Below are 20539 nucleotides of genomic sequence, written 5' to 3'. Positions count from 1 at the left end.
AGTCCTATGGATAAGCTAGTTTGGTTATTTTTTGTTCTGCTGGTGGCTCTGTTTACCTCTTGCGCCGGGGAACGCCAGGGTCTTGTGTGTGAAGAAATTGAATATCGTCTGAATACACAGACTTACTCTCCGGATCAGCGCGCCTATATCGAGGAAGAACTTCGTGTCTGTCGCGAAGAAGAAGCTCAGAAGAAGGGCGCAGACGCTCAGAGCCGTCAAAGTATTTACGATCGCTTTGCCGCAGATACGTCAAAGTCTAGAAGTCAGGATGTTTCTGTCTCCAAGGCCCTGCAAGACAGTTCCGAACAAGAAACTGTAAGCATTCGCGACCGCTACGACAACAAGGTGGACGAGCCCGCTGAAGCTGGCGAATTCCAGTAAGGATTGTTATGGCTCAGGTACAGACTCTTGACGGTAGAAGTTTCGAGCCGGATCTTCCCGGCCGCCTTTTAAAAATTGCAGGTGAAATTCGTGAGGCCGGCGGCCGCGCCTATCTGGTGGGCGGCTGGGTCCGTGACGCCATGTTGGGCGGAAACTGTCGGGACTACGACATCGAAGTATACGACATGGAGCAGGACGCCCTAGTGGCAATCCTCTCTAAGTATGGTCGCTGCAATCTGGTTGGTAAAGCATTCGGTGTCATCCATCTGGCCATGAAGGGATTGTCTCTGGACTTTTCCTTCCCCCGTACGGAAAGTAAAGTGGGCTACGGCCATCGCGGTTTTGTGGTTCATACCGACGCAAAATTGACCTTCCGTGAAGCCGCCCTCCGTCGAGATTTTACCATCAACGCCATGGGGATGGAACTTCCGGACTTGACCCTCTGTGACCCGTACAATGGGGTAGAGGCCCTGAAGGCGGGACTCCTCCGTCATGTAGGTCCCGCTTTCGCCGAAGACTCCCTACGTATCCTTCGCGGGGTGCAATTCGCCAGCCGTTTCAAGCTCAGTCTTGCTCCCGAAACTGTAGAGATGTGCCGCACTCTTTCTCTGGATGATCTGTCCATCGAACGCCTGTTCGAGGAATTCAAGAAGTGGCTCCTGAAGCCGGGAAAACCTTCCCTCGGGCTAAAGGCCTTCCTGGACATCAAGCTAGATGAATACTTCCCTGAAATTCGTCCGTTGGCTGCCGCAGGTTCCGCCGCGGCAAACCTTGCGTCCGACGTGTCTTGGGACGCCCTGGGTGAACTTCTGGACAATCTCTCCGCGGTAGAAGGCCTGAACGACGAGGACCGTATGGTCCTCATGTTTGCAGGTCTCCTGGCCGGCAATCCTAATGACGTCCTGAAATTCCTGGCCCGCATTACCAACGAGATTAAGCTTACTCGTGGCGTGCCCCTCCTGTTGGCCAACGTTTTCAAGTATGAACCTCAGGCAACTCTTCCCACGGATGCGGAAATCCGCCGCCTGTCTGTGGAACTTTCCGGACTCCGCCTGTATATCGCCTTCCTGCAGAGCAATCCCATGTACCCCGCAGAAGCCCGCCAGACTTATGCCGCTTCCTTCAAGCAGCGCGCCACAGAACTTGGCGTTTACGAGAAGGCTCCCGCAGCCTATCTCACCGGCAAGATGCTGATGGATCTTGGCGTCAAGCCCGGCAAGGAAATGGGCGAACTCATCAAGAAAAGTTTTGAACTCCAGCTAGACGGCGAAATTCAAGACGCCGACGCTGCTATCTCCTGGGCTCGCCTGAAATTACAATGACGCAAGGGGGCTCTGCCCCCCTGGACCCCCCGTCGCAATGCTGCGGCTTCACAAGTGCTTTGCACTTGCTTTCCTTGCCTTGCTCGTTGAGGGGCGCTAAAGCGCCTCCTCAAAAATTTATTTCCATCTAAATGCGCCGGTGATTCCTGCGGGTACGCAGAACACAATCATGGGAATTTGAATCAGTTCCGTAGGAATGAACGCAAGCATTTTCTTCTTGCTGTGAAGCTTCCATGAGGCAATGCCCAGGAAGATAAAGTCGATGATGAACTTGGGTAGAATACTGAACGCACACCACTGCCAGGGGCAATCAAAGAGCGCCACACACCAGGGACTTACAAACATCCAGATGTAGTAGGTGTAAATCAATGTCAGCATCAGAATGTAGGGCTTGCTTTCGTAGCTGGTGCCGTTACTGCTCCAGCGGGCGCGCTGGTTGAACAGCTGCTTCCAGGTGTGAACAGGGGCGGTCTCAATGACGGCGTCCTTATCCAGATTGTAGCAGACTTTGGTTCCCGGGATCTTCATCATCTTGTGAATCAGCATGTCGTCATCGCCGCTGCTCAAGTTGATCAGGTCGCCGAAACCGCCTACTTCAAAGAACAAGTCCTTCTTGTATGCCAAACAGGCGGCGCTTGCCACAATGGGGTGTCCCCAGCTGAAACCTGCCGCTTCCATGGCGGTGTAGCCCAAGGTTTCCAGCTTCTGGAACAGGTGAGGCATGGTGCGGGTGCCGTTATTCTGCTTGGGACCCTGCACGATGCAGATGCCATCGGTGAAGCGGCCCGCCATGGCGGTAATCCAGCTCTTGCGGGGAATGCAGTCGGCATCCATGGTCAGGAGCACTTCGTACTTGGCAATCTTGAAAGCGCTTTCCAGAGCGCGCTTCTTGGGGCTTGCAATCTGGGGGAGGCTCGGGTCCAGAGAAAGAACTCGGAATTTCGGGTGAGTAGTGGCGAACTTTTCCAGGATTTCCTTGGTGGAATCTGTGGAGCGGTCGTCTACGCAAATGACTTCCCATTCTCCCACGTAATCCTGGATTGCTAGCGCTTCCAAAGTGCGCTGGGCAAATTCCTCTTCGTTACGCATGGGAACCACCACCGTCACGGAGGGAGTGGCCTTCACTCCTTTATAGCGGTGCGTCTTCAAAAGTCCTATTACGAAGAATAGGAACAACAGCACGTAAATCGCTGTAAGACATCCGATAATAATGCTACCCATGGTATTTGAAAATTTAGGAAAAACCCCAAAAATCGTCTTTTGAAAAATTGCTAATTTAACGTGCGCACTCATAATTCATAACTCGTAACTCATAACTCATTCCCATGATTCACCCCTCCGCATTTGTACACCCTTCCGTTAAAATCCCCGAATCCGCAGTGATTGGCCCCTGGTGCCTGGTGGACGAAGGTTCCGAAATCGGGGAAGGTGTCGTCCTGGAAAGCCGAGTACACATTTATGGGCATGTACGCGTCGGGTCCTATACGCATGTATTTGACGGTGCCGTACTAGGGGCTCCTCCGCAGGATCTCAAATATAATGGGGAGCCCACCCGTCTGGAAGTGGGTGAGAACTGCACTATTCGAGAATACTGCACCCTAAATCGCGGGACGGTTCAAGGGGGCGGCTGTACCCGTGTGGGCGACAAGGTTTTGATTATGGCTTACTCTCACGTCGGGCATGACTGTCAGATTGCCGACGGGGTAGTGATCGCCAACGGCTGTCAGCTAGGCGGTCACGTTCGCATCGGGAAGTTCGCTACCATCGGTGGGGTGACCGCAATCCAGCAGCGCAATCAGGTGGGCGCCTACGCCTTCGTGGGTGGCACCTACAAAGTGGATAAGGATGTGCCCCCCTGCACGAAGGCTTTTGGAACGCCTATCCGCTATGGCGCATTGAACCTTCACGCCCTTCGCCTCCATCCCGAGGAATTTCCGCAGGAACGAATCCAGAATCTGGAACGTGCTTATCGGGAATTGTACCGCGGCAAACGCCCTATGGCTGACGTGGTTGAAGAACTGAAGAACAGTCAGGAAGAACTCTTCAAGGAATTCTTTGACGAACACTGGGGCGGAAGTTTAATTAGGCCTTAGGTGGCTCCGCCCCCTAAAACCCCTGGTTGAAAATACTGCGGGTTCACAAGTGCTCTGCACTTGTTTTACCTTGTCTTTTCAACTGAGGGCCTGCGGTCCCTCAGACACCCTTAACATAGAGATGTATAACCCTGGTAGCCCTCTGGATAACGTATGGAGATGCATGGGGGCTCTGCCCCCTAAAGCACCTCCTCAAAGGATGTCAAAAAAGGCCTGCTGTTTTTCAGCAGGTCTTCTACTTACAGGTTTGAGGAGGCACTTTAGTGCCCCTCAACGAGCAGGGCAAGCAAGTGCTTTGCACTTGTGAAGCCGTAGCAATGCGACGGGGGTTCCAAGGTAAATGAACACTTAGGGCTTTAGCCCTTAGTGAGAATTATCCACTTTGTGGACGTGTGGTACCCCCTTGCATTATTATAACCCGAATGCGGTGGGGAAGCCTTCGTACCATTGGCCGGAGTTCTTGTCGTAGGCTTCGAAGCCGCCTACGCCTGCAAGACCCCAGTAGTGCCAGGAGATACCCAAGGCTTCTGCTGCGGCGACCACGCCCTGTGTCCATCTGGCTTTTGCTGCGTTAGTAGGGGGAGTTTCGCCACTCTTGCAGGAACTCTTATTTGCGTTTGGTCCGCCGGACACGCCGAATTCGCCCATGTTCATGGGGACGGAGTAGCCGCTGACAACGTCAGGATAAAGCGATTTTGCGGAAGCGACGTAGGTCTTCAGGTCGGCTGCCGCTGTCATGGAGTAGGCTGCGTCACCCTTACATGCGTAGCTGTGGCCCTGATGGGTAAAGCCATAGGGTTCATAATAGTGACCGCTATAAATGATGTTGCCATCCTGAGGAAGTGTCAGGGAAGAAAGTTCTGCGAACTTGGCGGATGCCTTGGATTCAAACATGATAGTCTTACCCGGGGCGGCTGCGCGGATTGCGGTATAGCCGGCGGTCATGACTTCATTCAGTTTTTCTACAGAAGTCATGGTGGGTTCGTTCAGGATGTCGAATACGATCATGTCATCGGGGAAAACGTTCAAGGCGGTTGCCACTTCGGTCCAGATGCTGATGAAATGGAACAATTCAGATTCGTAAAGGTCCGGATGGGTCTTTGCGTGGTTTGCTGCGAACATGATTTCGTAGTACCAGTGGAAACTGACCACAACGGCCAGGCCCGCATTCACGGCGAGTCCAACGTCTTCTAGGACGCCAGCCAAACGTTCCGGGTTCACCTTATGGGTGATGGGGTCGGAATTATGCTGCCAGCGGACCGGCAGACGGATGGAATTGAAACCTGCTGCCTTGACCAGTGCGAAGTAATTATTGTCAATGGGGTTGTTCCAGCCACGGTCCAGTCTGTCGGCGCAGTCGGAATTGTAGCGACTAGCAGGAATGTTTCCAAAGAACATCTGGTCGGAAGATGTCAGTGTAATGGACTTGGATTCACCACTCAAGTTTACGTATTCCAGAGCATCATCCTCTCTCAAGGTGCCGCAACTGTTATAAGCATGGGAATCCCAGGCGTTTCCCAGGTTAATGCCCTTGCCCAAACGCATATTCATAGCACGGCCCAAGGAGTAGTCCACCTTTGCATGGGTGGTTGCCCCGCCTGTGGTTCCGGAGCCTGAGTTATCAGCCTTCGTCAGTCCGCCACCATCGGAGGTGCAACTGCAGAGAATGAAGGATGCAGACAATGCTGCCAAAATCTTCGAAATCTTCATAGTGAACTCGCTAAAAAAGGTTTACAAATAGAAATTTACACTTATTCTATGAAATAAGCACAAACATATAAAATACTTCGGTTACGTAGGTAAACGAAGCGAAAAAGCCTAAAAAAGAGGCTTTTGTGTTGTCGGTTTCTAAACTGAAGGGGGGAAGGCTTTTTGTGGTGGTTACAAATGGAACCAATTTACCCAAACTACAAAAAACAATAGGAAAAAAACAAGTTATATTGTACCTCAATTGAATTTGGAGATTTTGTACCCTATGAAATCACATTTGCAGAACATCATCAGGACGTGTGCTGTTGGCACCCTCCTCCTTGCATCTTTCTCCTTGGCGAGCTTTAGCGACTTTAGGGATCGAGATGCTTCCCGCTTCAAAACTAAGGAAGCTAAGCAATTCCGCCCGGATAAGGACGTGGTAAGCGTCGTTATGCGTGAAGCCATCCCTCGTGGTGGTGGATACGTTTACCAGTATCCCCGTGAAAACCCGGAACCGATCCTCACCGATAAGTTCGCTATGGAAGGCGCTCTTTCCATGGAAATCGAACTTATTGCTAGCGATTATTCCGGTGTGGCAATCTGTATTGCAGGTTCTGTGGACCTGGAACCGTACTACGAAGACGGTGTTGTTGAATTCTGGATCAAGGGTGCCCAGGGTGGCGAAAATGCCCTGTTTGTGCTTGTGGACGACGGTGTGAAGACTGGTGGTGAATCCATGCAGGTGAAGCTCCGTTCCAAGAGCCTTGGCGAAATTACTACTGAATGGAAGCATTTCAGCATTCCTCTGAAGCTCTTCGGCAAGACCGGTGTGTACTGGGATGCCAAGAATACTCGTGAAGTGATGCTCCCCTTCGCATGGTCTAACTTCAAGGGTTTCCGTCTTGAAGTCCGTAAGGACGAAAACGAATCCTTCAAGGTTTGGATCGACGATATTGTGATCAAGAAGCATGGCAAGGCTTACGAAGGCCCGGCCTACTATCCGTTCCGCAACGAGATTTAAGAGGACTAGGATTATATGCGCAAATTACCTTTTATTGCAACAACCCTGCTCTGCTCCTCTCTAGCCCTTGCTCAAGAGGATGATTACAGCGATAACAGCTACGATAGCGAAGTTGCTACCGAAGCTTCCGCTGAAGAAGCCCCTGCAGAAGAAGCTGTAGCTGAGGAAGAACCGGCACCGGCAGTCGAAGAAGCCGCTGCAGAAGAAGCTCCTGCCGAGGAACCGGCTGCTGAAGAACCGGCTGTTGAAGAAGTTCCCTCCGATGTCGCACTGGCTCCCGAGGTCGAAGCTCCTAAGAAGGAAATGGCAAGCACCGCTCCCGCAGCTGTGCCCGCCGCAGTTCTTGACGCTCCCAAGACTCTTGGTGCTGAAAAGCAGCTGGAAACTATTGAAAATAACCTGGACAACCTGGCAGAAAACATGGAATCCACCCTTATGGGTAAGGATGACGCTCCTCTTGCCGTGTCTGGTTTTATGGCCTTCCGCCTGAAGAACTTCCACTATCCCGATGCTCCTGCTCTGCTTGCTGCTGACCAGGCTCGTACTTCCGTGGACGCAGTTTTCAAGGCAAACATCGTGGCTATGCCCAACTCTTACATGACCTTGTGGACGAACATTACCATGCCGTTCGATCTGTCTGGTCTGTTCACGAACAAGCTGGGTTCTCAGCCGACTGGCGTTAAGACCTATAACGAACACGCTCTGTACGACCACTCTACGGACTACTACTCCACTACCATCGATGAAGAAATGAACTTCGGTGTGGATATCCGTGCCGGTGTGTTCGGTGCATACGTTACCGCTGGTGGCGTTATCTGGGCAAACTCTTCTCCCCTTACCATGTGGGAACGTGAAACCAATCCCCGTTTCGCATGGCAGTACGAATTGTTCGAAGACGAAAAGACTGTAAGTACCTACTATAAGGAAAAGGTCTTTAAGCCCGTTAAGGAAGGTGGCCGTGCATTCTGGACCAACCGCTCCTTCGGTGGCGTCTTTGCTAGCATTTATCAGTTGCCTTGGGACTTGACCGCTCAGGCTATGGTTTCCCAGCCTGCTGATGCTGACATCGGTACCCGTGACGGTCTCCGTATGTACGGTGGTCAGCCCGGCGAATTGGAAATGTCTGGTGATTATGATTTCCGCGGTTCCATCTATCATGGTCGTCTGGCAAAGAACAAGATTGCCGACAACCTGACTGTTGGTGTGAACTACATGGGTGTCATTTTCGACAACGCTCTGGTCTATGAACCGGAATTCTTCAGTTCTTACAACAAGTACAGCGTTGATCCGACCATCTCCAACAACCACGTTGCTTCTATCGACTTCAAGGGTAACATCACTCCTAAGCTTTACTTGATGACTGATGTGGCTGTGAGCATGACTCAGGATCAGGAATACTATAAGGCTGAAGGTGCTGCAAACACCAGCAAGTACGAAAAGAATTCTTACGAAACTTCCATGAGCACTCCTGCTGTGGGTGTTTACGTGAAGGCTCAGAGCAAGTACCTGGAAGGCTGGCCCATGACTTTGGAAGCCATCTTCCTCCAGAAGGACTTCTACTCTCCGTATTCTATGTCTAACCCCTCTCGTTTCGTTAACTGGCGTAAGGATGAATTCGCTCTGAACTCCGGTTCTATGCGTTACACTCCGAATATGGCTGGTTTGAACTTGAAGGTGGAACCGGAATTCACTCGCGGTCACTTGGACCTGCAGTACGGTTTGCATCGTCAGGTTGAAGAAGGCATGGACGTAATCAACTTCAACTACCGTCTGAATGGTCGTAACCTTTGGGAATCCACCAACTCCTGGACCAAGCATAAGCCGCTGTTCTGGGCAGACTCTGGTAACGCAGGTTCTCGTGCAAATGGTTATGTGGAACGTGCAGGTGTACAGGCTCCTGGTACTGGCCTCAAGTTGAACCGCCAGCAGGGTGGTCTCCGTGGTGGTACCTGGGAAATGTGGGAAACCTTCGCTGCATACGAAAATGCTCAGCAGATTGCTGATTCCACCGTTCCGACTCACGCAAAGTGGTCTACCTACCTGTCTGTTGCTGGTGGCTACGATATCGGTCACTGGTTCGGCACCGATCGTAACATCGTGATGAGCGGTTATGCTGCTATTTCCGGTGTTTCCACCACTATCGCTCCTATCGCTTACAGCGAAGCCCAGAGCGACATGCTTATGTGGAGCTTCTACGGTCAGTTTGAACCGGCCATTGCAATTACTCCGTCCTTCCATCTTGTGGGTGTCCTGGGTCTGGAAACCTTCCGTTCTGAATACGGTTATGTGAATACCAATTTGGATAACCAGATTGCCAAGCCGAATTCCGACAAGGCAACTCACTATGGTGTTGTTTCTACTGGCTACTATGAAAAGGCTCCCATCAACATTGTGGAAACCGCAATTGGTCTTGGCTTCGATTGGGACTTTGCCGATCGTGCAGGTCTTCACTTCCGTTACAAGTGGGCTACCCACTCTGACGAAGTTCTGTCCGCCAATGACTGGACTGGCCATTACATCACCGCTGAAACTAAAGTTTGGTTCTAACGGAGGCGCGATAACAGTATGAAAATCAATAAAAGTGCTTCAAAGATGATTACTAGAACATTAGGTGCCATTGCGCTGACTTCTGGTGTGGCTGCTGCATCCGTGGCTTCCAACCAGGCTTTGCTGGAAAGCAAGGTTGATTCCGCCAATGCACATCGTGGCTTGGAAGTAACCGGTGCCATTCGCGGCATCGCTCAGGCTTCTTTCGTTAATACCGATCAGGATCCGTATGGTAAGAATACCAAGCCGGATGCAGAACGTAATGAGTTCGTCAATGCGGACTTCAACTTCGGTTTCCGTCCCTGGGAATCTGTTCGTGCAAACGCAATGCTTCGCTTCTATGCAGGTATGCAGGATTACTTCGCTGCAGCTGCAAAGATTATCGAAGTGCCTTGGTTGAATGTCGAAGGCCAGATTGGCAATAGCTTCTACTGGACCGTGGGTGACTTCCGTCAGCAGTATTCTCCGCTGACCTTGTTCAACCCCGATGTCGAAGTTCTTTACGAACCCACCGTTTTTGCTCGTCAGCGTCACATGGCCGAAAAGCAGCAGTTGCTTGAAGGCAATCAGCGCAACCTGCAGGGTGCTAACGTCCAGTTCCGTCACGGTCTGAATGACGTTTTCGGTGAAGTTCGTGTAGAAGGTATGTTTGCCCGCGTGAACCGCGCTCAGCCTCTGGACTTCTCCGGTGCTGAAGGCAATATCCTTCCCAACAATACAATTGCTGGTGCTACTCAAGCTTCTAACACCGACAAGTTCGTTCTTGCTGGTAACTTCGAACTCTTCCCGCTGAAGAGAAATGCATACGTCGGTGCAACCGCTATGTATATCTTTGACAACGAAGATTCCAAGACTGTTACTTACCGTCATCCCAACAATGACCCGACTGCATCTCTGGAAGATGAAGAAGGTAATACCATTGTTGAAACCGGTTACTACCGCGAAGAAGCAATCAACCCTTACGATCTGTCCCTCCAGAAGACTCTGGTGTTGGGTGGTCGCTTCGGTGCTGATGTGGCTGGCATGATGGGCAACTCCAGCTTGATCTTGGACGCAACTGCTGAAATGGCATTGTCCTCCAATGATGGAATCACCACTGTTCCCATGCTGAACGAAGATGGCGAAGTTGAATCCTACGTCGCAATCAACGATCCTGAAAAGGAAGGTGAAAGCGGTCTTGGTTTCAATGCAAACGTGAACGTGGGCTACACGGGCGGTTCCTGGAAGCTGAAGGTTTCCGGTGACCTGGTGTTCAATGACAGCGCCTGGTTCAATAACCTGGCTCAGTCTCCCAAGTTCTTTGCTCAGCGCGTTCTGAACTCTGACTACGATGGTAACACTGTAAAGTATGGCATTAACTCTCCGCTTTACACTACCTTCGATGCTCTCTATAATTTCGCTCCGAAGTTCTCTCCTGTGACTGCTTCCATGAAGACCGACGATAACGGCTTCAAGGAACACCTGGAAAGCTATGACTTCGCTCCCTATAGCAAGAATTCCTACAGCTCTACTGTTTACAGCCAGGCTCAGCTCAACCTGCTTGCCGCTATGGCTGATCCGGCAATCCAGATGGTACTCCCCAATGGTCTTGCAACTGCAAACCGTCAGGGTCTCCGTGCTAACGTGACCTTCGGTCTCGGTGACTGGTTGGAAGCTCAGGGCCTCTTCGGCATGTTCTCTCAGACTAGTCCTCTGGCTGGCCTCAGTGCAGTAAACTACACCGACTTTGGTGGCGGCCTGAAGGTTGACGTGTTCAAGGCTCTGGGATTCAGCAAGCCGCTGGAAATCTCCGGTTCTTACCGTCATACCGAACGTTCCATGGATGCTTCTGCAGGTGGTTCTGCTGAAATGAAGACCGACTTCATTAACGCAGGTCTCTATGTTCAGTACATGCCTCGCCTGGGCTTCACCGCTGGTTTCCAGATGGTCAATATGGAAATGAACGATCTCCAGCAGATGTACAGCGCCGCTCAGTTCGCTTCCATCGCAACCACCGCTCCGATGGTTACGGGTAAGCAGATGCAGTGGATGGTCGGTCTCGACTACTCTCTGGACAAGAACGTATGGCTTTCTCTGAACTTCGGTATGGTCTCTGTAGAAAACACCTACAATACGGCAGTTAGCACCGCATTGGGTGGCGATGCAGTGAACCTGCCGGTCTATGCAGACGAGACTCTGGCTGAGTTTACCAGTGAGTTTACTCAAACTATCGTAGAAGCCTCCATTAACGTGGAATTTTAATGGGAGGAATGAAAAATGAAGAATACTAAAAAGACCTCTATCATTCTGACTACCGCGCTGATGTCTGCTGCAGCTGCCTTTGCTGCCGAAGACGGTGCAATTGTCGAAAAGCAGTCCTCTCTTCTGCAGAAGCTTGACTCCCTGAATCAGTCGATTCTCGGTCTTCGCCTCAGCGGTACCGCCAAGGCTGGTGCTTTTACCTCCATGGCAACTTCCGATCAGTTTGCTGCTAATTCTGCAACTCAGGAAAACCAGGCTTACACCGACGTGAACTTGAAGTTCCTCGCTCAGCCTAGTTCTGAAACTCGCATTAATGTTCAGCTCCGCCTCCACAAGGATTGGCAGAGCGCTTACGAAGAAAATAACAACCCGGCAGTGGGTCACTGGTTCTCTTACGATGGCAACATCCTGAACAAGCATGTTGACTTCAACTTGGGTTATATGCGTGTGGGTTACACCCCGCTCACCATCAATACCCCCCAGGTAGAAATCCTTCAGGAACCGGAAATCTTCGCTCAGAAGCGTGTGGATGCTCTTGCTGATCGCAACCTGGACACCACATCCCGTCGCCTGATGCAGGGCTTGAATGTTGCTTACAACAGCGGTAATGTTGGTCCTGTAGATAACATCTACGCTCAGGCTACTGGTACTCGTATGCGTAACACCGCCAAGAAGAACGATCAGGTCTTCTTCGACTTTGACTGGTCCGATCGCTATGCTTACGGCCTCCGCGCTGGTGCAGAACTGATGGGCCTCACTGCTGGTGTTAACTTCGTGAACATCTTCGACCGTCGCTTGAGCACTCGTTCTCGTGACATTGGTCTTAATGACACCTTGATTTACGATGACAACTCCGTTCTTTCCGCTCAGTTGTCCTTCGATTCCAAGAAGCTTTTGCCGAGCCTGCCGGTTAACTTCGGCTTGAATGGTGAATTCGCCATGTCTTGGTGGGATGTTGATCGCGAATACTATGTCGTAGGTTACACCGAAGAACGTGCTATTAAGGAAGCCACCAATCCGGTTGACGGTAGTACTGTGGTCTATGTGTCTTCTTATGCAAAGAAGAACAATGATCTGATGACTGTTGACTACATGGAAGACGATGGTGTTGCTTTCAATGTGCAGCCTTACGTTGAAGGTTCCGTTTCTGGTATCAACTTCAAGGTGAATGCCATGTACATGCAGAACGATGAAAAGTTCTGGTCTGATCTGGCTTCTTCTCCGGCTTACACCAGCAATTCTGTGGTGTTGAACTCCAATGCTCTTTACAGCAATGTAGATGACGCACTGGTTTCTAGCTTTGCTTCTGGCAACTTGGAAAACCTGTACTTCGCAGTCTACAACACCAACATCCTGAATGCAACCAACTTGATGACTTCCGGCGAAGCAAACGTGTTGACCACGAATTATTCCGAATCCGTCAACATGTACAACCGCCTGTACAACAACTTCAAGCTGTCTCACTTCTATCGTAACGGTTACGATGCCAACTCCATGAAGAAGCTGGAAGCTGCTGAAGCTCAGCTCCTGATGGATCCTTCCGTGAACCTGGCTTTGCCTTATGGCCTTGCTACTCCGGATCGTAAGGGCTTCGCCGTTTCTCTGGATGCTGACTGGAACGAAGCAATCTCTCTGAATGTTCGCTTCTCTCAGATTAAGCAGGATGCTGCCGAAAACACCTACACCACTATCGGTGCTGGCGTTGGTATTGATCTTGGCCTCTTGATTCCGTCCCTCGGTCGTGACATCAAGATTCAGGGATCCTTTGAAAAGGCTTCCGAAGATGCTTGGCTGCAGCGTTCTTCTCAGCGCATCGTTGCTGGTTTCAATGCTGACATCTGGGGCCCTGTGGCTCTCCAGGCTGGTTTCCAGATGCTGACTAAGAAGTTCGATGCATTTGGTCTCCAGGTTGGTTCCTCTCTGGTGACCAAGGTTGACGAAATGTTGATCCTTGCTGGTCCTCGTATCCGCATCGCTCCCGAATCTTATCTCACCGTACGTTACGGCATGCTGAACAACAGTGTGGATTATCTCATCGGCGGTGCTGCTGCAGCTAATTTCTCTGTAGACAAGTCCCTTGTTACTGCAGAAGTATCTGTTAATTTCTAGTGAGGTTTAAAATGAAGAATAAGATTTCTCTTTTAATTTCTGCCTCTGCCCTGGCATTTATGGCATGTTCCTCTCTGGAAGTTTCTAATCCGGAAGAGGAAAACTTCCCGGCGGATTGGTCTGTAGCAGCCTACTTGACTGTTAATCCGGATCTTCGCGCTATGCAGATTAAGGATCAGGTCACCATTCTGAACACCAAGTCTGGTTTGGCTTCCGATGCTGCTGATGAAACTGCTTTTGAAGCTATCATGGGCGATGTGGCTCTGAACTATGCTGGCTTTACCGCAGCTTCTTGGGATGCTACCGATGCTTCCAAGACCAAGTATGTGAAGTCCTTCAATGTGTATGGCGTTGCCAACGAATTGGAACTGTTTGCTACTTTGCAGCTGGACTCCACCGCAATTGGAATGCAGTTTGTCTCCTATGGTCGTCGTGAAGGTCGTCCCTATCGCGCATGTGCCGAAGGTGAAGGCGCCATTGTTAAGGGTGACTGCCAGTCTACCGACATGGAAGGCGCTCTGTTCCCCACAAACTTCGAGAATCATCTGTATTGCAGCAGAGCTGGTGTAACTTATTGCATCGACTGCGTCGCTTCTGATGAATGCCCGGTTATCGCTGCTCCGGTTCCCACTCCGGCTGAAGGTGAAGAATAAAAGGTAGGATGAATATGAATCTCAAATTTCTTGCATCTACTATCGTTGTCGCCTGCGTGGCTATGTCCCAGGCAGCCTCTGACAAGGTTGTTGGCTTCTATCCTTACTGGAGCCAGTATTCTCAGTTCTATCCGAAGGACATCCGTTATAATACCGTGACCGATATCCACTACGTGGGTCTCCTTCCGGCAGAAGACGGCTCCCTGGCCTTCGCTGACGAAAATGACGCCGAAAACTTCAAGACTCTGGCCCAGATGTCCAAGGATAACAACGTGAAGCTGATTGTTTCCGTTGGTGGCATGGAAGCCGAAGGCAATTTGAAGGCTATTGCTTCCTCTGATGAAACCCTCTCTTCCTTCGTTTCTAACGTAAGTAGCTGGATTTCTGAAAACGGTGGCGACGGCATCGAACTTGACTGGCAGAACGTTACTTCCGAAGATAAGGAAGCTTACGGCAAGATGGTGAACGCTCTGGTGGATGGCCTTTCCGGTTCCATCGTTACCGCTGTGGTTTACCCGTCTGCTGGTATGGACGCTTATGATACCGAAGCTCTGAACCGTACTGCCTATGTGGACGTGTTCATGGCCGACCAGATGACTGAAGAAAGCTCCGAAGTGGTTCCTAACCAGAGCGCAAGCTATGTGAAGTCCACCCTGGATCAGGTTTCTGGCGCCGGCATTCAGAGCGACAAGCTGGTTCCCATCATCTTCATGTATGGTAAGACTTTTGCTGGTGCTCAGGGCCTTGGCACTTCTCATCAGGGTGTAGGTAGCGGTAACGAAGGTTACGTCTCCTATGCAGAACTGATGGGCAAGTTTGACGCTCCGGACTACAAGGTGACTTTCGATGAGGCTTCTCAGTCCGAAGTTGCTGTAAGCAAGGATGAAACCATCGTGTTCATGGGCATTCCTTCTGTGAAGGCTGTTGCTCAGCAGGTGAAGAACGACGGTATGGCTGGTGTGGCCGTTTACGACCTCTCCCAGGATCATCACGAACCCATCGTCTCCCTCCTGGTTACCCTCGGTCTGGAACTGCGCCCCGGTGTAGATTTCAAGCCCAAGAAGAAGTAATCTGAGTAAAACCGGTTATTAAAGAAGGCCGCGCTTGATGCGCGGCCTTCTTTGCTTTATACAAAATTTGGTTTATTGATTTGAACTTCCTACATCGTATTGCACAGCTAAGGCATATATCTTGCAATTGTGATTGGCCTTGCCTTCTACCATTACAGAACTACTGGCGAGGTCTTCAATAAGAATGTTACGTAGGTCGTCCACGCGGACTCCTCCAGTGCTTTTGCCGAGGAATTGACCGTAGATGTCGGCTTTATTGCAGGGGGTGCTCTTGGTCAACGTCATGGAAACACCCTTGACTTTTGCAATTTTAACGGGAGTCACGTCGATGGGTCGTTTCCTATGAATATAAACACAAAAGTCCGCCGTTGCCGGCGGACTTTTTAAAGTGATTCATTCAGTTTGGACTACTTCTTTTCGAAGGTATAGAGCTGAACGTTTGCATCCTGGCTGAGGCGTACTACGTAGTGACCAGCGCGGAGGCCGGAGACCGGAATCCAGTTGGAGCCTGCGTTAACGTTTGTCTGGATGGACTGAACTGCCTTGCCCATTGCGTTGAAGATTTCAACAGTGGCGAAGCCGCTTGCCTGTGCATTCAGATTGATGCCGCCCTTGCTGAACTGTGCCTTGAGGGATTCAACCTTCTGATTGCGGATAGAAACGTTGCCGCTCTGGACTGCAGCGAGACTGTCGCCCACAATCACGGTAATAGTGGTGTTCAGCGGGTTACGTTCGTCGTTGCCCAGGGAAGTAGCGGTAATCTTGACGATTGCGTCTGTAGTACCAGCCACCAGGCTACCGTTAACATTGCTCAGGTAAGGAGAGGTTGCCTGACCGTCGAAGGTATAGGTCACAGCCTGCTTGCTATAGTAGGTTGTTGCGGGGAAGAAGTCTGCTACAGTTGCACCCTTTGCCACGGTAGTGGACTTAAAGACGGTTCCAGGGAGCTTGTCGTCTCCCTTCATATAGCTGAAGGTCAGGGTGTCGTTCATGGCGGAGTAACCTGCAATAGCCGGAGCCTTTGCAAGAATCTTTGCTTCGCCAAGTGCTCCGGTGAGTTCATACATGTTAGCCTGCTTGTTCTGCAAGGCATAGCAGAACTTGCTGGTGCATGTTGCCTTCTTAATCTTTATGATTTCCGGAGTAAGGGAGGTCAAGGTAAATGCTGCGCCTTCGTCGGTTTCGTCCTTAGCGGTAATGATGATTTCCAGCTTGCCATCACCATCCATGTCCTTCAACTGCTTACTCTTGGTGCAGGTGCCGCCGATGAAGCAAGTGATGTCATCGAGGCCGGTAATGGTCTGAGCAGGTTCTTCAACGATGGTTGCGATTGCCTTGGATCCGTCATTGCCAGTAAGAATTGCTACACCGTAACCAGCGATGGTACCATCGTTTGCAACGACGGTAGGTGCGCTAGAGGTATAGGTACAACCGGACTTAAAGAGGCTGGAGACGGTCTTTGCAGCCTGAGTGACTTCGGCCTTGAATGAGCAAGAGCCAGAGTTGCTTGCAAGGAGGGTGTCTGCCCAGGAACTTCCATGGCTGGAAATATATTCCTTGACGTGTTTACCGGATGTTGTATACGTTGCGCCTTCCAGCTTACTTGCGGTATTCAAGAAATCGCTGCCGGAGAACATTGCGGAACTTTCGGACTTGGTTTCGCCAATGGTGGTGGTTTCGTTACGAAGGCTCCAGTTACAGTTACTAATCTTGTTGGTTTCCATGTAGGATTCCCAAGCCTGAGATGCAGAAATGTCGGGATTGCCGGAACCAGAATAACCAACAGTACCCCATTCGGTGATGAATACTGCATTACCCTGAGAACGGCAACGGTCGATGTTTCCGCTATAGCTGCCAACAGAGTGGCTTGCTGCGTAGAAGTGGAATACGTAACCCACGTTGTCCAGGTTTACACCGCCGCAAGAACCCATCTGAGACCAGCTGGGAGTACCAACGAGGGCCAAATTCTTGGAACCTGCATCACGGATGCCGGAAATGACTGCAGTAGCGTAGCTAGCAATGGTGCTCATGCTCTGACTGGTCGGTTCGTTAAATACTTCCCAGATAACGTTGGGAACATCCTTATACTTGGTGGCCATCTGCTTGAAGAAATCCACAGCCTTGGCCTGTTCGTTATTTGCGCGATGGCTGTGCCAGTCGATAATCAGGTAGATGTCCTGTTCGATGGCTGCTTCCACCATCTGGTCAATGACGCCGATCTGCTTGTCAGGATTGCCGAAATAGGAATAGTTCTCGTCCAGAGTCTTAGTAGTGCCTTCGTCGTAGGAGTTGACGCCCATGGCGTAGCGAAGAACGTCTGCCTTAAGGGTCTGTGCAGCCCACTTGACAACGTTCTTGTTATAGTACTGAAGACCGATTGCATCGGACCAGAACAAACTCATACCACGAAGCATCACTTCTTTTTTGGTAGAAAGGCTGATGACTTTATTGCCGCTAGTTCCCAGTACGCCATAGTTAGACACGGGACCCACGCGGAGGGGCTTTGCTGTGGCAGCACTTGCGTTTGCAAGGGTGGTGCCCATAAGAAGAGACCCGCCTAAGACAAGGGCCTTCATAGATTTGCTGAAAAATGTCATAAATGACTCCTTTCTAACAAAGATAATTAAAAATGGAGGTCGCAATTGTAAATATATATATGGGGACTGTTTACGTTAGCAACCGAATAGCAAGGGTAATTTTAGATTTATAGGAAAAAATAAGGGGTAACTTTTTTTTTACAGTGATGTTGTTTACATCAAAAAAAGGGGAAAAAACGGATTTTGGGGGATAAAGTGCCGATTTATGTGATTTTCGCCATATGGAGACAGCTGTATACGAAAAAAAAAGGAGGGGGGTTATTGCTTATTCAAAAAAAAAAGATATATTTGCAACAAACCTTTTCCCCCTTTTCGGGGGATTCACAAAAAAAAGAGAGAGATACTATGAATAAGAAACTGACTCTTGCTGCACTTGCCGCTGCTGCTGTTGCTGCATCTGCATTCACCTCTACCTCCATGTCTTGGGATGGTTCCGATACTGAAGGTAAGGTAGTTACCGGTTCTGATGAAGAAACCGCTGGTTACTGGTACGAATATACCGATAAGGACAACGACGGCGACTCCAAGATCGTTTTCCCGTCCGACGTTGAAGCTAACACCTATGGTAACTTCTACGGTCCTCTGGCCGAAGCATACGGTGGTATCAAGGCTGACGTTCAGATCGGTACCGCTTACGAATACCCCTTCGCAGGTTTCGGCTTCAACATCGTTTCCGAAAACCAGGAAGGTGCTGACATTTCCGGTTGGGGTGGCGTTGCTCTGACCTATAACTCTACCGGTGGTTTCGCTATCGAACTCGGTATCGAAGACGAAGCAACTGCTACTGAATACAACAACTACAAGGCTTCCGTTGCTAAGGGCAACACCTCCACTTCCGTTGCTTGGGCAAAGTTCAAGCAGGAATCCGGCTGGGGCGTGAAGGTTGACCAGGCTGTTGCACTGACCAAGATCGCTGCAATCAAGCTGAAGTTCACCGCTTCCGCAGACTTCCTCCTGACCTGCATTGCTGACGCTAACACTGGTTGCGGTCCTGCTACTAAGTCTATCAAGGCTTCCGCTGCTGAAGGTGCTCTCAAGGCTCAGCTCACTGGCCGTACCCTTTCCTTCGGTAAGGTTGTGAAGGCTGAACTGGTTAACCTCCAGGGTCAGGTTGTTGCTTCCGCTAACGCTTCCTCCATGGACCTCTCCAAGGTTCAGGCTGGCGTCTACATGGTTCGCGCAGAAGGCCTTTCTCAGCGCATCATGGTGAAGTAATTTTACCTCGGTAAAAAGCTTTAAAAAAGGGTTGCGGGTTCGCAACCCTTTTTTCGTATTCCAAATCACATGTAGGGATGGTGGACTTTTTTTTTGGTTACGAGCGGGTATAAAACGCCGTTTCTAAAGTATATTTAAGCAAAAATTGTTTAGAGGTTTTTATGATCTTGAAAAAACTACTTACTGCCGCATTGCCGTTGAGCATTGCTTTTGGACTGAGCGCCTGTAGTAGCGAAGAAACAACTTCTCCCGTCATTCCGGATACTCCGGTTCCTGTTCCTGCATCTTCTGCTGCCGCGGTCGATCCGAATCCGGTTGTAACACCTGTTGCTACAGCAAAAACTTATGGTATTTTGCCCACTGTTGCTAATGCTACTGGGGCTATGACTTGGTATAATTTGTGGAAGGCTACCTATTTCAAGACCTACGAGGAAGAAGCGGCAAAGTATCCTTCTGCTGCAGCCTCTATGGATTGGGCTGCTATTTTCGCTCCCTATATTGCCTCTGGTTTAATGCCGGGTCGAGTAATCTGGGATACCAGTAACGATTCTTACTGTGTGATTGAAGGTGCAACGGATAGCTACAAGAAACGTGGTTGTACGGTTTCTGAAGGTGTTGGCTATGGCATGCTTCTTTCCTACTTTGCCGGTGACTATGCCACCTTGAATTCTCTGTGGACATACAATAGAGGTTATCGTGCTTATCTGGGTACCTCCAACTTGATGCCCTGGAGAACGGGTACCTATTCTTACGAATCCTTGGGTTCTGCAGCCAATACCTCTTCTGCAACGGATGCGGATTTGGATATTGCAACCTCCTTGATTCTTACCTATTACGCAACGGGTAGCGAAGCCTACAAGGCCGATGCCTTGTTGATTATCAAGGACCTGTGGGATAAGGAAATTAGCCCCACTTATCTGATTTATTCTGGCGATACTCCCACATGGAAAAAGGCAACCAGTGCTTACAACTTGAGTTACTTCTCTCCTGTAGCCTTAAAACTCTTCGCCCTGATCGACCCGTCTCATGACTGGACCAAGGTGCTGGATACCATGTATAGCTTCATGATCAACATTCAGACTGCTGGTACTGGCGTATTCCCTGACTGGGTTGATCAGAATGGTGCTGCAATTAACCCCAATAACAACAGTGCCGATAAGACATACTGGATGTTCCATCAGGAATCTGTCCGTATTCCTTGGCGTATTGCATGGGACTACTACTGGACTCAGGATACCCGCGCCGCTCAGGTGCTGAATACGTTGAATGCATTCATTGCTGCAAAGGCTGGTGTTGACGCTTCCAATCTGGAAGCAGCTGCCAAGGTGATGTATTCTGCTGTTCCTGGTATGGCTGATGGTTCCCAGGCAACCTTCTCTCCCCATTGGCATGGCGCATGGTGCTTGACGGGTATGGCCGGCAATCAGGCATGGCTTGATGGTTGTACTACAGCCTTCAACGCAAGAACCATTACAGGCTTCAGCTACTTCCCCCATATCTTGATGACCATGTATGGCGAATTGCTGAATGGCCTCTTCGTGAAGCCGGCTAACCTGCCGTTCTAATCAAGGCGAAAATTGCAAGAAAGCCTGGTGCCA

General features: G+C 50.3%; 15 protein-coding genes. 11 read left to right on the top strand and 4 right to left on the bottom strand.

From position 1 onward, the window contains the following. The first annotated feature begins 6 nt into the window (after positions 1-6). Complete coding sequence (locus BUB59_RS05945) at positions 7-381, top strand: hypothetical protein (RefSeq protein ID WP_073226965.1); 375 nt, start codon at positions 7-9, stop codon at positions 379-381. Positions 382-389: 8 nt separating this feature from the next. Then, a complete protein-coding gene (locus BUB59_RS05940) occupies positions 390-1703 on the top strand; it encodes a CCA tRNA nucleotidyltransferase (protein ID WP_073226962.1) in 1314 nt (437 codons plus the stop codon). A gap of 117 nt (positions 1704-1820) precedes the next feature. On the opposite strand, the gene BUB59_RS05935 is transcribed toward BUB59_RS05940, so the two are convergent. After that, the gene (locus BUB59_RS05935) at positions 1821-2924 is read right to left on the bottom strand and encodes a glycosyltransferase (RefSeq protein WP_073226957.1); all 1104 of its coding nucleotides are present in this window, start codon (positions 2922-2924) and stop codon (positions 1821-1823) included. 104 nt (positions 2925-3028) lie between these two features. Here BUB59_RS05935 and lpxA point away from each other — a divergent pair, with 104 nt between their 5' ends. Then, positions 3029-3796 (top strand): acyl-ACP--UDP-N-acetylglucosamine O-acyltransferase, encoded by a 768-nt coding sequence (gene lpxA / locus BUB59_RS05930; protein ID WP_073226954.1) that lies wholly within the window; start codon positions 3029-3031, stop codon positions 3794-3796. A gap of 411 nt (positions 3797-4207) precedes the next feature. Here lpxA and BUB59_RS05925 read toward each other — a convergent pair whose 3' ends face one another. Then, positions 4208-5506 (bottom strand): glycoside hydrolase family 5 protein, encoded by a 1299-nt coding sequence (locus tag BUB59_RS05925; RefSeq protein WP_073226951.1) that lies wholly within the window; start codon positions 5504-5506, stop codon positions 4208-4210. 265 nt (positions 5507-5771) lie between these two features. Here BUB59_RS05925 and BUB59_RS05920 point away from each other — a divergent pair, with 265 nt between their 5' ends. Genes BUB59_RS05920 through BUB59_RS05895 form a run of 6 tightly spaced genes read left to right on the top strand, consistent with a single transcriptional unit; the run spans position 5772 to position 15129 of the window. Next, entirely contained in the window at positions 5772-6509 is a 738-nt protein-coding gene (locus tag BUB59_RS05920; protein ID WP_073226948.1) for a carbohydrate binding domain-containing protein, read from the top strand. Between the two features lie 15 nt (positions 6510-6524). Then, positions 6525-9056: a hypothetical protein gene (locus BUB59_RS15475; RefSeq protein ID WP_200778800.1), complete on the top strand. Its 2532-nt coding sequence runs from the start codon at positions 6525-6527 to the stop codon at positions 9054-9056. A gap of 18 nt (positions 9057-9074) precedes the next feature. Continuing rightward, positions 9075-11297 (top strand): hypothetical protein, encoded by a 2223-nt coding sequence (locus tag BUB59_RS05910; protein WP_234979967.1) that lies wholly within the window; start codon positions 9075-9077, stop codon positions 11295-11297. Positions 11298-11312: 15 nt separating this feature from the next. Continuing rightward, the gene (locus BUB59_RS05905; RefSeq protein WP_073226939.1) at positions 11313-13406 is read left to right on the top strand and encodes a hypothetical protein; all 2094 of its coding nucleotides are present in this window, start codon (positions 11313-11315) and stop codon (positions 13404-13406) included. Positions 13407-13417: 11 nt separating this feature from the next. Next, the gene (locus tag BUB59_RS05900; protein WP_073226936.1) at positions 13418-14059 is read left to right on the top strand and encodes a hypothetical protein; all 642 of its coding nucleotides are present in this window, start codon (positions 13418-13420) and stop codon (positions 14057-14059) included. Between the two features lie 14 nt (positions 14060-14073). After that, positions 14074-15129 carry a glycoside hydrolase family 18 protein gene (locus BUB59_RS05895; protein WP_073227003.1) on the top strand — a complete coding sequence of 352 codons (1056 nt, stop codon included), beginning with the start codon at positions 14074-14076 and terminating at the stop codon, positions 15127-15129. Between the two features lie 72 nt (positions 15130-15201). Here the strand turns inward: BUB59_RS05895 and BUB59_RS05890 are convergent, their stop codons facing one another. Both BUB59_RS05890 and BUB59_RS05885 read right to left on the bottom strand, forming a co-directional pair. Next, the gene (locus BUB59_RS05890; RefSeq protein ID WP_143160254.1) at positions 15202-15453 is read right to left on the bottom strand and encodes a hypothetical protein; all 252 of its coding nucleotides are present in this window, start codon (positions 15451-15453) and stop codon (positions 15202-15204) included. Positions 15454-15536: 83 nt separating this feature from the next. Beyond that, positions 15537-17726 (bottom strand): cellulase family glycosylhydrolase, encoded by a 2190-nt coding sequence (locus BUB59_RS05885; RefSeq protein ID WP_083540193.1) that lies wholly within the window; start codon positions 17724-17726, stop codon positions 15537-15539. 345 nt (positions 17727-18071) lie between these two features. Here BUB59_RS05885 and BUB59_RS05880 point away from each other — a divergent pair, with 345 nt between their 5' ends. Both BUB59_RS05880 and BUB59_RS05875 read left to right on the top strand, forming a co-directional pair. After that, positions 18072-18941, top strand: coding sequence for a T9SS type A sorting domain-containing protein (locus BUB59_RS05880; RefSeq protein WP_073226922.1), 870 nt, complete (start codon positions 18072-18074; stop codon positions 18939-18941). Between the two features lie 161 nt (positions 18942-19102). Further along, entirely contained in the window at positions 19103-20506 is a 1404-nt protein-coding gene (locus tag BUB59_RS05875; RefSeq protein WP_073226920.1) for a glycosyl hydrolase family 8, read from the top strand. Positions 20507-20539 lie beyond the last annotated feature (33 nt).

This window comes from Fibrobacter sp. UWEL, assembly GCF_900142535.1.
In the GTDB taxonomy this organism is placed as follows: Bacteria; Fibrobacterota; Fibrobacteria; order Fibrobacterales; family Fibrobacteraceae; genus Fibrobacter.
This window is presented reverse-complemented; position numbering and strand designations above follow the sequence as displayed.

Coding starts and splice junctions, on each gene's coding strand:
- BUB59_RS05920 (WP_073226948.1), top strand. CDS start 5,772: ATGAAATCACATTTGCAGAACATCATCAGGACGTGTGCTGTTGGCACC.
- BUB59_RS05935 (WP_073226957.1), bottom strand. CDS start 2,924: ATGGGTAGCATTATTATCGGATGTCTTACAGCGATTTACGTGCTGTTG.
- BUB59_RS05885 (WP_083540193.1), bottom strand. CDS start 17,726: ATGACATTTTTCAGCAAATCTATGAAGGCCCTTGTCTTAGGCGGGTCT.
- BUB59_RS05925 (WP_073226951.1), bottom strand. CDS start 5,506: ATGAAGATTTCGAAGATTTTGGCAGCATTGTCTGCATCCTTCATTCTC.
- BUB59_RS05900 (WP_073226936.1), top strand. CDS start 13,418: ATGAAGAATAAGATTTCTCTTTTAATTTCTGCCTCTGCCCTGGCATTT.
- BUB59_RS05880 (WP_073226922.1), top strand. CDS start 18,072: ATGAATAAGAAACTGACTCTTGCTGCACTTGCCGCTGCTGCTGTTGCT.
- BUB59_RS05905 (WP_073226939.1), top strand. CDS start 11,313: ATGAAGAATACTAAAAAGACCTCTATCATTCTGACTACCGCGCTGATG.
- BUB59_RS05910 (WP_234979967.1), top strand. CDS start 9,075: ATGAAAATCAATAAAAGTGCTTCAAAGATGATTACTAGAACATTAGGT.
- BUB59_RS05875 (WP_073226920.1), top strand. CDS start 19,103: ATGATCTTGAAAAAACTACTTACTGCCGCATTGCCGTTGAGCATTGCT.
- BUB59_RS05945 (WP_073226965.1), top strand. CDS start 7: ATGGATAAGCTAGTTTGGTTATTTTTTGTTCTGCTGGTGGCTCTGTTT.
- BUB59_RS05940 (WP_073226962.1), top strand. CDS start 390: ATGGCTCAGGTACAGACTCTTGACGGTAGAAGTTTCGAGCCGGATCTT.
- BUB59_RS15475 (WP_200778800.1), top strand. CDS start 6,525: ATGCGCAAATTACCTTTTATTGCAACAACCCTGCTCTGCTCCTCTCTA.
- lpxA (WP_073226954.1), top strand. CDS start 3,029: ATGATTCACCCCTCCGCATTTGTACACCCTTCCGTTAAAATCCCCGAA.
- BUB59_RS05895 (WP_073227003.1), top strand. CDS start 14,074: ATGAATCTCAAATTTCTTGCATCTACTATCGTTGTCGCCTGCGTGGCT.